This window comes from Aeromonas sp. HMWF017 (assembly GCF_003061465.1).
In the GTDB taxonomy this organism is placed as follows: domain Bacteria; phylum Pseudomonadota; class Gammaproteobacteria; order Enterobacterales; family Aeromonadaceae; genus Aeromonas; species Aeromonas veronii.
Window position 1 is genome coordinate 43,722 of the sequence record NZ_QAJD01000039.1, and the last position, 14,183, is coordinate 57,904.

Here is a 14,183-nt window from a genome sequence, read left to right on the forward strand (position 1 = left end):
CGTTGTCGGCAAAAAACCAGATAGAGTTGGCAGGCAGAGACCCGAACTGGGCAAGATAATCATCACGCTCCTCCACCGCTGCCGGAACCAGCAACGGCAGATGAGTCCATTCCGGACGAGTCTGCACATACTCACCAATGCGGCGAACCGGGTCGATCAGCCCTTCAATATTTGGCAGGCGATCGCAAAAGACGATCTCGTCACTCTTGATGACCCAGTGATCGATGCCATAACGCTGGCAATAACGGCGGGCTCGGGCTACTTCGCTGCGACTGCGGGTCGGATTATCGAGGGTAATTGCGTGGATTTTCACACCGGCAGCGCGGCACAGCTCGATGCTGTAGCAGGATTCCAACCGTCCCGAAAAAGAGACAACCAGCTCGTCAAAACTTGCCAGTCGCTCAATCAGCAGCTGTTCCCTGGCTTGAAAAGAGTGATCATATCCCTGATTCAGTACAACTACATTGGCACCCATTAAACAGCTCCGGATGATGAACAGGTGCAGTATTGTGCGGCAAACAAACTGAATAGACCCTTAAAGAGTCTGGTTAAAATTAAAACTTGATGATTATTTCCTGTGATTCTGCTGCTAAATCTTCATTTTGGGCGTCATAAATTCGTAATCTTGCTTGGTGAACCCGATGGGCTCGCAAGAAACCCTGCGCCTGATCCAGCGAGGTGAAGGTCAAGCGCCCTCCCTCACTGTCGGTCAGGCAGAGGCACTCCCCTTCTGCCTCAACACAGAGCTGATAACCGCTGCCATCCTTGCAGGCGATGATCAGGGTCGCCTCGGGATAGTGACTGAGCCAATTGCGAAACCGGCCATGCTCCATAGTGCTCCTAGAGGGGCATCACCCCTTGCCGGTGGCGGGCAAACAGCCCAGCTCACCCAGTTGCTGGCGGCAACTCGCCGCGTCGGTAAAGACGATCCCCCTGATACCGAGGGCCTCGGCGGCCGAGATGTTGGCGGGACTGTCATCGATGAAGAGACACTCTGCCGGTTTCAGATCGAACGACACCAGCAGATAGCGGTAGATATCCGGCTCCGGCTTCATCATCCGCACCCGCGCCGAGACCACCTTGCCGCTAAAGAAGCGCCAGAAATCCTGATGCTGTTCCAACCAGTCGATGCTGGCATGACCCATGTTGGAGAGGGCATACAGGGTGTGCCTCGCCCCGTGCAGCTCGGCTATCAGGGTTAGCATAGCGGGATCTGGCTGCAGGGAGGCGGGAACTGCCTGTAAAATGGCCAGATTCTGTGCCGCCGAGAGGCCGGTGCGCGTTTGTGCTTCCCGGGCCATGGTGTGGAGCGACATGGTGCCTCTGTCCACCTCCAGCCAGTCCGGGTGGTCAAAGAGCTGCTCAGCCAACTGTTCGGCTCCTTGCGGGCCACACACCGCATGCACTATGCCTACCGGATCCCAGCTCACCACCACCCGTCCCAGATCGAAAATAATCGCCATCGTCTTTACCTCCCCCACTGGGTGTCAGTCATCAAAACAGAGTCAATAGAACATCGCTCATACGCCATTTTCTTAACCGGATACCCTGCCCCCATCCCTGCCCGCGGGCAAGTTTTACTTGCATCAAACCGGCAAATCCCTTAATGGTTATGACGTTACTTCAAGGACACACCTATGCACGCACCATTCTTCTTTGCTTTCTCGTTTATCCGGCCCGCTTGAGGGAAGGCCTGTCGTCGTGTGAACAGAAAGCAAAGACGAATCGAGCCTCCCCTAGCGGAGGCTTTTTTTTGCATTAATATCAATCGATTACTTGGATAGGGAACAATCATGGCAACGCTCGACGAGATCAGACAAGACATCACCCGGTTGGATCAGGAGCTGCTTGCCCTGCTGGCGAAACGCAAGACCCTCAGCATCGAGGTCGCCCGTGCCAAGCAAGCCAACCCGCGCCCCATCCGTGACCACCAGAGGGAGCAGGAGCTGCTGGTCGCCCTGATCCAGAAAGGACGCGTGCTGGGGCTGGATGCCCAGTACATCACCCGTATCTATCACACCATCATCGAAGACTCTGTGCTCTCCCAGCAGGCCTATCTGCAGAGCCTGCTCAACCCGGAGCAACAGGAGCCGATGACCAGCGTCGCCTATCTGGGGCCGCGCGGTTCCTACTCCAGCCTCGCCGCCCGCAAATATCTGGCGCGCTACAAGGATCAGGTGATCGAGGTGAACTGCCAGAACTTCCGTGAAGTACTGGATGCGGTGGAGTCGGGTCGCGCCGCCTTTGGCGTGCTGCCCATCGAAAACACCAGCTCAGGCTCCATCAACGAAGTCTATGACGTGATGCAGCACACCAGCCTCTCCATCGTCGGCGAGCTCACCTACCCCATTGAGCACTGCATCCTCACCGCCGTGCCGACCGAGCTGAGTCGCATCAAAACCTTCTATGCCCACCCGCAGGTGTTCCAGCAGTGCTCCCACTATCTGAGCAAGCTGGAAGGTGCCCGTCACGAGATCTGCGACTCCTCCTCCAGTGCCATGATGAAGGTGAAAGAACTGGCCAGCCCGGAGGCCGCCGCCATCGGCAGCGCCGCCGGTGGCGAACTGTATGGTCTGGATGTGCTGGCCGAGCAGCTTGCCAACCAGAAAGAGAACTACAGCCGTTTTATCGTGGTGGCGCGCAAGCCCATCGACGTGGCACCGCAGATCCCAGCCAAGACCACCCTCATCATGTCCACCTCCCAGAAGCCGGGTTCGCTGGTCGAGGCGCTGCTGGTGCTGCGCAGCCACGAGATCAACATGACCAAACTGGAGTCCCGTCCGGTGCAGGGCAACCCGTGGGAAGAGATGTTCTACCTCGATGTCTCCGCCAACCTGCAGACCCCGGCGATGCAGGCCGCACTGGTGGAGCTGACCAAGATCACCCGCTATATCAAGGTGCTTGGCTGCTACCCGAGCGAGGATGTGAAACCCACCGCAGTGCCGCCGGTGCTGATGGGGAACTAACCAGCCCACAACGACAAAAGGCGAGCACCCTGCTCGCCTTTTGTTTTGATGCCGGTTTTCACAGCAAGCCCATCAACTCAGAACTGACCGGCCATCAGCTGGTTGATGTTGTAGAGGGCACGGGTATCGAGCTCCATCTCGGTGGCATAGGTATTGCCGCGCGGATAAGAGGCAACCACCCGGGCACCACGCACCACACCGGCAACCGACACATCCAGCGAGTTGGAGGTCTGGGTCAGGTCACGATAGCTGCTCTGGCCGCGCACCTGCTGACCATTGAGCTGCTCGGCCAGCTCGCGATATGCATCCATCTTGGAAGCGCGAATGGCTTGCAGCATCTTCTCCGACTGGGAGGGGCCGGGCTGGATGTCGATCACCGCATAGCCCACCGCCTTGAGCACCGGAAAATCATCGGGCTTGCCACCCTGGGTGTAATCCACCACCCGGTTGTAGCTGCAACCGGTGAGCAAGAGTGCCAACAGGCAACCAAACAGGATCTTCATGACTCGCTCCTCACGGGGTCAGGTTGACCAGATGACCGCCCGGCCGGGCCTGACTGTCACGCATCAGATAACCGCGATTGATCGATGCCCGACCAAACGAGTTGTTGGCACCGAACAGATATTTTTGCGGGATCAGGCTCTGGGCCGTGGTCTCCACCATCTTGGTGCGCATGTCGATAACGCGGGCATTGACCAGAATTCCCTTGCTGTTGCGGCTGAAGGTGCCGACCAGAATGCGGGAGATCGGCAAGCGGGAAGAGAGCTCCTTGTAGTTGCGGCTCAGCACGAAGTCTCCCTGCGGCGTCACCTTGATACTGCCGGTCAGCTTGAAGTCCACCACCACCTCGCCGCGACGGTTGAGCTCGTAGATAAAGCTCTCCTCAATCTGCTGCCCCATCCAGTTGGTATCCTGCAGGGTATCGAGATCGACGAAAGAGGCCACCGCGATGGGCTCGGTCAGGGTGGTCAGCGATTTGCGCTCCATCAGCTGATCGGTCATGCGCGCCACCAGCCAGTTGAGCTCCATCCCCTGCGCCGCCTGGCGGGGGTCACCCTGATCCCGATTGATAGGGTCGGAGCCGCACCCGGTCAATGCCAGAGCAAGCGCCAACGCCGTGATGAGTTTGTTCATGGATACCTTTCCTGTATCTGCACCTGACTTATTATCGGACGCGCCGGACAAAGCTTGAGTCGGGAATGAGGCATGATTCTTGCTGAAACACTCGTTGTTAAGCCAATCTCTGGCGGATGGTCAGAAAAACGCCATCAAACAACTGTTGTGATCCATGTCGGCCCGCCATGCTCTCTTCAAGAGAAGAGGCTGCGAGTCGCCTAATCAAGGTATCTGCTATGAAATTACCGCTGCTGTTGACCCTGCTGCTGGCCAGCCTGAGCGCCCGAGCCGAGCTTATCGAAGCGCAGGGCAGCGCCGCCATTCTGGGGGGCGATGAGGTCTATGCCCGCGAGCAGGCGACCCGCGACGCCCTGCGTCAGGCGCTGCTGGCCAGCGGCGCGGCCGTTTCCAGCGTCCAGCGTCTGGAAAATGGCAGCCTGCGCTCCGAGCAGATCCAGATCCGCTCCGGCGGCGACATTCGCCAATATCGGCTCAAGCGGGAAGAGGTGCGCAACGGCCGCATGTATATCACCTTGGTGGCCGACATTCAGGCCGAGCGCCAGATCTGCCAGACCCAGCACTTCGCCAAGGATTTGACACTGGTCAGGCTGCGGATGCGTTATCCGGACCAAGCCAGCTACGGCGCCATGGACGACATGCCGGAAAACCTCTCGCGACGACTGTTCGAGACTCTCGCCAACGCGCGGCAAGGGGTCGCGGTGCGCCAGTGGCTGGATGAAAACCTGCGCATCGATCCGCTCCATCTGCAACAGGGGGATCGCAGCGCCCTCGAAGAGATCAAGGCGCTCAGCCTGCGCACCGACAGCCAGTATCTGGTACTCGGCAGCATCGATGATCTCTCCATCGAGCCGCAGGGCAACCAGCTGACCAGCTGGTATGAGGATCCCGTACGCAACTTTCGCATGCAGCTCTACCTGTTCGACGGTATCAACGGCAGTCTGATCAACCGCAAAGTTTACGAAGGGCGTGCCACCTGGACCTTTGGCAAGCAAGAACAGGTGGGCAGCAGCAGCGGCCAGTTCTGGCAGTCAAGCTACGGCCAGGAGGTCGACTACCAGCTGCAGCAGGCGGCTCAGGATCTGGTGGCCCAGCTCACCTGCGCCCCGGTCACCGCCCGGGTGGTCGGCCAGAACGAACGTGGCCCCTACATCAATCTGGGGCGGCGCAACGGTGTCAAGCTTGGCGATCAGTTCCGCATCCAGCACAACGCCGACTTCATCGACCCCTACGGCAAGTCCCGCATGATGCGCAACCCGGCCGACGGCCTGTTCGAGGTAGTGCAGGTATTCGACGATGGCGCCATCATCAGCAGCCAGAACAAATATTCGCCGTTTAACATCCAGAATGGGGATTTGGCAGTATTGGAATAAAAATCAAGGGTTTAAAAGGGAGTTGCTTCTTGTATAATGCCCGCCACACAGCTCCCGTAGCTCAGCAGGATAGAGCGGTCCCCTCCTAAGGGACAGGCCACTGGTTCGACTCCAGTCGGGAGCGCCATACAAAACAAGGGGTTGGCATCTTCACGATGCTAACCCCTTGGTCGTTTTTGGCGACAATGAATCCGACCATCCAACCGTAATGACCCTCTCCTTTCTTCGTTCAGAGCATGCGCTCTCTGATAGACTGCTTCTCTTCGGCTTGTCTTTGAGGCCAAGCCCTGTTTCATCTTGCAAAGGAGTGTTAGATGTCCGGATGTTCCTGGTGGGATAGATCCACCGGTTTTGCCTTGCTGACCATTGTGCTGTGGGCTTCACTGGCGGCGCTGACGTCACGGGTCACCAGCGGGTCACCACTGGTGCTGGTCGGGCTGGTGCTGTTTTTCTGCGGGGTCGGGGCCTTGCCGTTTTGGCGCCAATGGCGCGCTCGTCCTATTACCTGGCTGGTGACGGTTACGGCATTGCTGCTCTACCATCTGCTGCTCTTTATGAGCTTTCGCCATGCCCCGGTGCTGGAGGCCAACCTCATCAACTACCTCTGGCCGCTCTGCATCATTCTGTTCACCCCGCTGTTGTTGCCCGGCCATCCACTCCATGCCCATCACCTGCTGGCTGGCGCCTTTGGTCTGGCGGGCTCCATGCTGGTGATGGTCAACGGCGAGCTGCAACTACAGCAGACCTATCTGCCGGGATACCTGTTGGCGCTCGGTGCAGCTGTCGTCTGGGGAGCCTACTCGGTATTATCACGCCGTCTGCCGCCAGCCCCCGCCGTGGTCACTGCGGCAGCCTGTCTGCCCGCGGGTTTGCTGGCGCTGCTGCTTGCCCGTCTGCTGGAGGGGCCCCTGCCACTCGCGCAGATCCCCACCAGTGACTGGTGGCTCATCATCGGGCTGGCGCTGGGCCCCATGGGGGCGGCCTTTGTGACCTGGTATCTGGCACTGCGAGACGGCGATCCACGCCGGATCGGTGCCCTTGCCTACCTGACACCGCTGCTGAGTACTTTGCTGTTAGTGGCATTGAACGGAGAAGAGCTGACCTCGCGCCATCTGCTGGCCGGTGCACTTATCATGGGCGGCGCCCTGCTCGGTATGCTGGGCCAACGCAACAGAGCACTGGCATCCCCAGCCAGTTAAGTCGGTAAAATAGAGCCACCTGACCATGCTGTCATAAAAACGCCATCATCCCTGTTTAGGCTCGGGCCACGCTCCCCCATGGTCTGTGCTGACAGGAATTACCCAGTGAAAATCGCCCATTACGCCACCCTATCCTCCCTTGTTTTGTTATTGGTTGCGGGAGGACAGGCGCTGGCCCTCTACCACGGCTGGCAGCAGCTTGCCCGTACCAATCAGGCCCAGCATCAGCACGAGACGCTGCAACAACTGGTGACCGTGACCCTGCAAAACAGCCTGCGTGACTACCTCAACAGCGGCGATCCGCAACAACTGACAGCAGCGGAGAAGGTCCGCCAGCAAGCGCTCTCCTCGCTGGCCGCTCAGGATGATGCCGTGGCAGCCCCGCTCAGACAGCAACTCGAACAGATGGCGCAGCGCATCGCGCACGACTATCAGGCCGCAGGCAAGCTCTCGGGCAACAGCCAGCTGCTGCTGCAAAATGCCGAGAGTGAGTTGGGCAGCCAGGCCATGGAGCTGATCCGCTATGGGGAGCAAGGTGCCAACACGGAACAATCTGCCGCGGCACAGCAATATCGCCGCGGTGCGGCCGAGATCCTGGCGGGCCTGCCGCGCCTCGCCCATTTGCGCCAAAGCTATATGGAGCAGGGCAATGAAAAGCTGCTCGAAGGGATCCGCTTCGAGCTGGAGGCTCTGCAAAAACAGGCGCAAGCACTGCAAGCCTTGCCGCTGATCGGCCTGTATGAAGAGGCGCCCGCCGATGAGTTCACGCTGGGGGAGCCGGTGCGCAAGGAGCTGGGAGATCAACCACGCAGCGAATTACGCTCGCTGCTGGGCCGCTATCCGCAGGAGCTGGCCAACAGCCGCACGGCGCTTCAGCAACAACAGGCTGGCCGCCAGACCGTGCAGCAAGACATCATGGCCATGTTGCAAGCGACCAGACAGATGGGGGAACTACTTGCCCACGAACGGCAAGCCGTCAATCAGGAGCTGGCCACCATCCTCGGCACGCTGGCGCTCTGCCTAGTGGTTGTCGCCCTGCTGTTTGCGCTGGTGCAACGACGCTGGCTGCTCACCCCCTTGTTGCGACTGCGTGGAGCCTTTCTGCAGCTCGATCAGACGGGGCAGGCCGAGCCGTTGCCTGCCGGGCGCGATCGCAACGAGCTGGCCGATATTGTTGCCAGCTACAATCGGCTGATCGGTCGCCTGCAACTGGACCAGCAACAGAAAGAGGGGCAGCTGTCAGCGGTATCCCTCAGTCTGCAAGGAATGGTCAGTCAGGTTGACGAGATCCACCACAGCACCCGCACCACCGAACAGGTGGTCGACGAGAGCGGCCAGATGATGGATGAGCTGAACCTGCTGGCCGGAGAGGTCCATCAGGTCGCCGCCGACATCGCCCAGCATGCCCACCATAACGAACAGGCGATGAGCCAGAGCGAAGATCTGGTGGGGAGCATGCTGCACGCCACTCATCAGACCGGACTGGCGATTGACGAGAGCGATGAGGCGCTGCAAGCCCTCACCCGCTCGGTTGCCGATGTGACGGCCATTGTCGATGTGATCGGTCATATCGCTCAGCAGACCAACTTGCTGGCCCTCAACGCCGCCATCGAAGCGGCCCGCGCAGGGGAACAGGGACGCGGTTTTGCCGTGGTTGCCGATGAAGTGCGCCACCTCTCGGCCAATACCCAGCAATCCCTCAACCAGATCACCGATATTCTGGGGCGTCTGACCCAATCCGGTGAACAGCTTGGCACTGTACTGAACCGGATCACCAGCGAATCAAGCCGCCAGCGGGCGCAGGCGGAACAACTGCGCCAGACTACCCAGGCAGTGAGGGAGATCGCCCGCAACACCGCAGTGATCGCCCTGCAGGGCGCCGACAACGCCAAAAGTCAGGAGCACAAACTGGCCAGTTTTGCCGATCTGATCACCCGTATCCATCAGCATGCCCGTCAGGTGAGTCAGCTCTCGGTGCAGGTCTCCTCCCATATCCACCATCAGGCGCAGCAGATCCCCCGCATCCTCGGCCAGCAAGGCTGAACCCTATTCGCTTCACATCTTTGCCAGATAACTTTCCCTCGACCAGAGGGAAAGTTTTTTTGTAGCACAAAATTATCTGTTATCGGCAGGTTAACTGACACCTCTTCCCCCGTACCGGATGAAAACCCGCACTGGCGCTGGCTGCGGCCTCAAGAAAACGCTCTCATCACCGTGATACCTGCCATGAGGCTGTTTACGACCTTGCCCATGATTATTTGCACTCGGTCATACTTTTGAAACGTTGAGGGAACTTTTCATTGATATTTCGCACCGCGAACGTACTCTTGAGGTTGTCCGATAGCCAAGAATCGGAACATAAAAAAACAACATGTGATGATCAGGACTGCCAACTACAGATGTGCCAAGACATCCGGGTTTGCAGGTAGCCAAGACAAGATTTTTTGCCCTTCGGGGTTTTGATTGCAATGCCAATACCGAGCGGTAGGCCCGATGCCAACTGCCGGAAAAAAAAGCTAAGTCCATAAAATCAGGAGCAATAAAAATGGAAAAAGTGATCTTCAAGCGCGCCGCTTTGAGTGCCGCTGTGGTAGCCGCTCTGGTCGCCCCCGGTATGGCGTTGGCAGCTCAGGATATGATGAGCCCGGAATACGGCCAGTCCTATGAAACCTTCGTTAAAGACTCCAAACTGACCGGCGGTCTGTTCTACTTCCAGCGTGATCGTCAGCGCATCGATGGTGACCCGACTGCAGCCAAGAAAGAAGGCAAATACCAGTCCAACCTGAGCCATTCCACCGTTCAAGCCGCTCTTAACTTCAACTCCGGTTATGCCTGGGACACCGTAGGTCTGGATCTGGGCGGCTTCGGTGCCTATGACTTGGCCGTTACCGAAAATCACCCGGTCAACCAGGAAAACGAATTCTCCTTCGCTGGCCGTTCTTGGGGCAACAACGCCAAAGATGGCTCCCCTGAAGGTGGTTTCAGCCTCTCCAACGCAGCGATGAAGCTGAAATTCCTGGACGGCGGCATCACTGCCAAGGGTGGTTATACCCAGCTGTATGTCCCTGGCCAAATCGGTGTTAACTGGTCTTATCAGCCGGGTACCTATCGTGGTGGTCAAGTTGAAGGTAACTTCGGTGGCCTCTACCTGACCTACGCCATCGCTGACGAGTACAAGGCCCCCTGGTACAAAGAGACTCAGGTCTTCTCCCGTGCCAAAGCGTGGATGGATCCGTTCGCTGATGAAAACGTCATCGACTACATCCACGGTATCGCAGCCCGTTACACCTTCGAAAATGGCACTGCAGTGACCGGTTCTTTCGGTCAGTCCGAAGGCTACATGGACAGCTACCACTTCAAACTGGCTCACAAGTTTGACGTACTGGGCGGCCTCTCCACCAGCTACCAGTTCTACGGTTCCGAGACCGAGACCTACACCAAGGGCGCTTCCCAGATCGAGACTTATGACGGTCTGGCATGGCAACAAGCTCTGACAGCCGCCTGGGGCATGGGCCCGTACGGCTTCCGTCTGGAAGGTCTGTGGACCAAGGCTGAAGGTGCGGAAGGCAACTACCTGCCCCGTCTGACCCGTGGCTACGCCAACTCCCAGGGTGCCAACGAAATTTGGTGGGACTCCCGCTCTGACTGGAACGCAAACAACGAGAAAGCACTGTTCTTCGGCGTGACCCGTTCTCTGGATGACCTGGTTGGTGCGCCTGGCTGGTCCGTCGGTGTATCCGGTGCTTACGGTTGGGATATCGAAACCGGTCAAGGCAAGAAAGCAGCCAACGGTGAAGATACCGAATGGGCAGCCAACTTCGATGTCACCTATACCGTGCAGGATGGCAAGCTGAAAGGCACCCTGTTCAAACTGCACTACACCGACTACAACAACGACATCAGCCAGGGCGGCGGTTGGACCGATTACCCCAACATCTTCGCCTCCGAGCACGACGTCAAGTTCCACATCATCATGCCGCTTACCTTCATGTAATCAGGCAATACGATGTCAGCAAACCGGGCCACTTGGCCCGGTTTTCTTTTTACCGGTTGGCAGGCTAACATGCGAGCCGGATAAGGATTTTACCCGCTCACCTGCCCACACGCTTTTGTCAGCAGTCACAAGGACGCCATCATGCCCCGTTTTGTTCTGATCACCGGTTGTTCCAGCGGTATTGGCCTCGCCGCCGCACAGGCGCTCGGGCAGCACGGTTTTACCGTGATCGCCTCGGCGCGCAAGGCGGAAGATGTGGCCCGTCTGCAGCAACAGGGATTGCTGGCAGTACAGCTGGATCTGGCGGACCCTGCCTCCATCGAGCTGGGTGCCAGTGCGGCGCTCCATCTGGCGGGCGGGCGCCTCTATGGCCTGTTCAACAATGGCGCTTATGGCCAACCCGGGGCGCTGGAAGATCTGCCCACCGAAGCGCTCAGGGAACAATTCAATACCAACCTGTTTGGCTGGCACCATCTGATCCGTCAGGTGCTGCCGCCGATGCTGGAGGCCAAAGAGGGGCGGATAGTGCAGAACAGCTCGGTTCTGGGACTGGTTGCCATGAAGTATCGCGGCGCCTACAACGCCAGCAAATTTGCGCTGGAAGGTTATAGCGACACTCTACGCCTCGAACTGGCGGGTAGCGGGGTACATATCAGCCTGATTGAACCGGGCCCCATCGATACCCGTTTTCGTGCCAATGCCCGCAGCGCCTTCTTGCGGCACATCGATCCGGCCCAGAGCCGTCATCAGTCGGCCTACCGCCAGACCCTGACACGGCTGGAAAAAGAGGGGGCCACCAGCGGCTTTACCCTCCCAAGCGAAGCCTGCATCCCGCCGCTGCTCCATGCGCTGACCCACGCCCATCCCAAGGCACGCTATCCGGTGACCACTCCGACCCGGCTGTTTGCCTTCCTGCGACGGGTATTGCCCACTCGCTGGCTCGATAAACTGCTGGCCAAATCGGCCTGATCCCGTGATGGGCGACAAGCATCCTGCCGCCCAAGTGGCGTTAGCCGGGTAGCGGCATCACCCGTCCCGCCAACCTGGTTTTTCCCTCTCTTCAATAGTGCTCGCCATTGCTGTAGTAGGCGCTCTTGACCAGAGGGATCACCTGCACCACCACATAGGTCTGCTCCCCCAGCACCCGTTTCAAATGGCGCGTGATAAGGCGCGCGGCCGCGTCCTGCATCTCTTGTGGCCGCTCGAACCAGTGCAGCTCAACAAACGGAAAACCCGTCTCTGGCTCGCCGTTGCGGATCCAGCAGCTCTCCACCCGCTCCATGGTGACAAACTCCGGCTTGCCGCCGGTCAGCTCGCAAAGCTCGGCCTGCAGCGGACCACTCACCTGTTGCAGGGTATCGAGCGTCACGGCGCGAAAACGAAGATGGGGCATGGCAAACCTCTTGGTTATCTGAAATGAGGACTTATCATAGGGGTTATTGTCAGCAAGAGAAGTCACCCGGCGCATATTAAGGATCCCCATGAGATTTCATCGCTCCCTCTTTGTCTTCCTGCTCTGCCTGCTGCTACCGCTGCACGCCTTTGCCGATCCCGCCTTCTATCGGGTGAGCAAGGGCAACCAGCAACACTGGCTGCTGGGCTCCATCCATGCGGGCAAACCAGCCCTCTATCCTCTGCCCGAGTCAGTGGAGCGTGCCTGGCTGCAGAGTCGCGCATTGGTGATGGAGGTGGACATGAACAGCATCACGCCGGATCAGTGGCAACAGACCGGCTCCCTCACCCGACTGGTGGATGGCAAGCCGCTCAAGGATCATCTACCTGCCGAGCTCTATCAACGCACCCTGATGGCGGGGGCCCGCTATGGCATCGACGAGGCGACCCTCGCCACCCTGCGCCCCTGGTTTGCTGCCATTACTCTGACCCAAGCCGCCATGGCCCGCTCCGACTTCAAGAGTGAACTCGGGATAGACCAGCACTTTGCCACCCGAGCCGCCAAAGAGGGCAAACCGGTAGTGGGTTTTGAAACCCTGCTGGAGCAGCTCGGTTATCTGGCCAGCGTGGGTGACAACCAGACCCTGATGCTCGCCAGCACCCTGGATGAGCTACCGATGCTGGAGAGTGGTTTCGCCGCCGTGATGAAGGCCTGGCAGCAGGGAGATGAGGCGACGCTTATCAATCTGCTCAAGGAGGAGATGGCTCCCCCTGCGCTACAGAGCTGGATGGAACAGACCCTGCTGGCCGAGCGCAACCACAACTGGCTGAAGAAATGGTCCACCCTGCCCAACGAGAGCTTTATCGTGGTAGGCGCCCTGCACCTTTACGGCGAGCAGGGGTTGCTGGCGTTGCTGGAGCAGCAAGGGTGGCGCATTACCCCGCTCACCACACCGGGCCCTGTGCAGGCTCGGTCGCAAGGAGTCCAGTGAGAACGATCACAGATCGCGCTGGTTATTAAACAACCTGCAAGGGAGTTGATCGGGATCATCCCGGACAGGGCAAAGAGGTATTTATCATGCCTGTCATCAACCGGGTGACAGGAGCAATAAAATGGACTTTTGGCTGGACCTGATGTTTGGCAACAGCGTGGGATTGATGTCGATGCTGGTGATTATCGGCACCTTCTTGCTCATCAGCTCTTACGCGGCCTACTTCATCTACAAGGTGATGCACTCGCAACCGCCTCATTCACAGCAACCCCATTCTCAACAGCCCAAAGAGGGAAAATAATCCTCTGACCACAGGCGGCAGTTCACACTGACCGCCTGTGCTGTTTTATGGTTTGCGACTGTGCTTCCCGGGCCAGGCTGCACTAATGTCCAAGCTGGGCGCCCCTTATCCCCTCCCCCTTTCCCCATTTTCTGTGCCGGTTGCGGCCGTTATAATGACCCCCACTTTTTCTTATGGGGAGCCTGCCGTGTCTCATAACGACGAACTCTCGCTATTTATGAATGAAGTGGCCGACGTGCGGCCCATTCGCAGCGACAACATCCATCCCCATGCGGCCAAATCCGCCCCGACCGAGGCGCAGCTCGCTCGCCGCCAGGCTGCCACTGCCGAACAACTCGCCCTCGACCACCTCACCATGGAGGCCATCGAGATGCGCGATCCGCACGAAATCGTCGGCTTCAAGCGTGATGGGGTGCAGGAGGGGGTCTACAAGAAGCTGCGGCTCGGCAAATACGAGCTACAGGCCAGCCTGGACTTGCACCAGAAAACCCTCAACGAAGCGCGCCAGACGCTGGTGCAGTTCATTGCGGATTGTGAAGTCCGGGATATCCGCTGTCTGCTGATCCTGCACGGCAAGGGGGAGCGCAGCACCCCGCGTGCCCTGCTGAAAAGCTATGTGAGCGCCTGGTTGCCGCAACTGCCCGCCGTCATGGCGATCCACAGCGCCGAGCGTCGCCACGGCGGCAGCGGTGCTCTATACGTGCTGCTGCGTAAAAGCGAACGCAAAAAAGCGGAAAATCGCGAACGGCACCAGAAGCGGCTCGGCTAACCCGCCTCTCGCCACTACGCCTTTGGCCCGCCTGCATGAAGGTGGTCAACTATACAGCGGCGG

14 protein-coding genes, 1 tRNA gene, 1 pseudogene and 1 other annotated feature are annotated in these 14,183 nt (G+C 58.8%); of the genes and pseudogenes, 10 read left to right on the forward strand and 6 right to left on the reverse strand.

The features are described from left to right. The 3 genes and pseudogenes from DBR30_RS21565 to DBR30_RS03225 form a co-directional block, all read right to left on the reverse strand. Positions 1 to 475, reverse strand: a pseudogene (locus tag DBR30_RS21565) (hypothetical protein); the annotation flags it as partial. A gap of 79 nt (positions 476 to 554) precedes the next feature. Beyond that, positions 555 to 833: a DUF6482 family protein gene (locus DBR30_RS03220; protein ID WP_005338699.1), complete on the reverse strand. Its 279-nt coding sequence runs from the start codon at positions 831 to 833 to the stop codon at positions 555 to 557. An 18-nt stretch (positions 834 to 851) separates the two neighbouring features. After that, the gene (locus DBR30_RS03225) at positions 852 to 1,463 is read right to left on the reverse strand and encodes an HAD family hydrolase (RefSeq protein WP_108541121.1); all 612 of its coding nucleotides are present in this window, start codon (positions 1,461 to 1,463) and stop codon (positions 852 to 854) included. 170 nt (positions 1,464 to 1,633) lie between these two features. After that, positions 1,634 to 1,755 (forward strand) — a sequence feature (Phe leader region). Positions 1,756 to 1,793: 38 nt separating this feature from the next. Between DBR30_RS03225 and pheA the strand changes: the two genes are divergently transcribed. After that, positions 1,794 to 2,966 carry a prephenate dehydratase gene (gene pheA, locus DBR30_RS03230; RefSeq protein WP_108541122.1) on the forward strand — a complete coding sequence of 391 codons (1,173 nt, stop codon included), beginning with the start codon at positions 1,794 to 1,796 and terminating at the stop codon, positions 2,964 to 2,966. Between the two features lie 77 nt (positions 2,967 to 3,043). On the opposite strand, the gene DBR30_RS03235 is transcribed toward pheA, so the two are convergent. Continuing rightward, positions 3,044 to 3,469, reverse strand: coding sequence for an LPP20 family lipoprotein (locus DBR30_RS03235; protein ID WP_005349622.1), 426 nt, complete (start codon positions 3,467 to 3,469; stop codon positions 3,044 to 3,046). Positions 3,470 to 3,479: 10 nt separating this feature from the next. Continuing rightward, on the reverse strand, positions 3,480 to 4,100 hold the full coding sequence (locus tag DBR30_RS03240) for a FlgO family outer membrane protein (RefSeq protein ID WP_005338718.1): 621 nt from the start codon (positions 4,098 to 4,100) through the stop codon (positions 3,480 to 3,482). Positions 4,101 to 4,318: 218 nt separating this feature from the next. Here DBR30_RS03240 and DBR30_RS03245 point away from each other — a divergent pair, with 218 nt between their 5' ends. The 6 genes from DBR30_RS03245 to DBR30_RS03270 all read left to right on the forward strand — a co-directional run bounded on the left by DBR30_RS03245 (position 4,319) and on the right by DBR30_RS03270 (position 11,635). Next, positions 4,319 to 5,473, forward strand: coding sequence for a flagellar assembly protein FlgT (locus tag DBR30_RS03245; protein ID WP_108541123.1), 1,155 nt, complete (start codon positions 4,319 to 4,321; stop codon positions 5,471 to 5,473). A 50-nt stretch (positions 5,474 to 5,523) separates the two neighbouring features. Continuing rightward, a tRNA-Arg gene (locus tag DBR30_RS03250) sits at positions 5,524 to 5,600 on the forward strand. Positions 5,601 to 5,787: 187 nt separating this feature from the next. Further along, on the forward strand, positions 5,788 to 6,672 hold the full coding sequence (locus tag DBR30_RS03255) for a DMT family transporter (RefSeq protein WP_108541124.1): 885 nt from the start codon (positions 5,788 to 5,790) through the stop codon (positions 6,670 to 6,672). 105 nt (positions 6,673 to 6,777) lie between these two features. Further along, the gene (locus DBR30_RS03260) at positions 6,778 to 8,715 is read left to right on the forward strand and encodes a methyl-accepting chemotaxis protein (RefSeq protein ID WP_108541125.1); all 1,938 of its coding nucleotides are present in this window, start codon (positions 6,778 to 6,780) and stop codon (positions 8,713 to 8,715) included. A gap of 502 nt (positions 8,716 to 9,217) precedes the next feature. Next, on the forward strand, positions 9,218 to 10,666 hold the full coding sequence (locus DBR30_RS03265; protein WP_005338723.1) for an OprD family outer membrane porin: 1,449 nt from the start codon (positions 9,218 to 9,220) through the stop codon (positions 10,664 to 10,666). 141 nt (positions 10,667 to 10,807) lie between these two features. Continuing rightward, the gene (locus tag DBR30_RS03270) at positions 10,808 to 11,635 is read left to right on the forward strand and encodes an SDR family oxidoreductase (RefSeq protein ID WP_042054211.1); all 828 of its coding nucleotides are present in this window, start codon (positions 10,808 to 10,810) and stop codon (positions 11,633 to 11,635) included. A 91-nt stretch (positions 11,636 to 11,726) separates the two neighbouring features. Here DBR30_RS03270 and DBR30_RS03275 read toward each other — a convergent pair whose 3' ends face one another. Then, a complete protein-coding gene (locus tag DBR30_RS03275; protein ID WP_058059412.1) occupies positions 11,727 to 12,059 on the reverse strand; it encodes a DUF1904 family protein in 333 nt (110 codons plus the stop codon). 88 nt (positions 12,060 to 12,147) lie between these two features. On the opposite strand from DBR30_RS03275, the gene DBR30_RS03280 reads away from it, so the two are divergent. From DBR30_RS03280 to smrA, 3 genes are all read left to right on the forward strand, one after another. Next, positions 12,148 to 13,050: a TraB/GumN family protein gene (locus tag DBR30_RS03280; RefSeq protein WP_108541126.1), complete on the forward strand. Its 903-nt coding sequence runs from the start codon at positions 12,148 to 12,150 to the stop codon at positions 13,048 to 13,050. A 121-nt stretch (positions 13,051 to 13,171) separates the two neighbouring features. Then, positions 13,172 to 13,351, forward strand: a complete 180-nt coding sequence (locus tag DBR30_RS03285) for a DUF3149 domain-containing protein (protein WP_005338733.1) — start codon at positions 13,172 to 13,174, stop codon at positions 13,349 to 13,351. 187 nt (positions 13,352 to 13,538) lie between these two features. Next, positions 13,539 to 14,120 (forward strand): DNA endonuclease SmrA, encoded by a 582-nt coding sequence (gene smrA / locus DBR30_RS03290; protein WP_005338734.1) that lies wholly within the window; start codon positions 13,539 to 13,541, stop codon positions 14,118 to 14,120. Positions 14,121 to 14,183 lie beyond the last annotated feature (63 nt).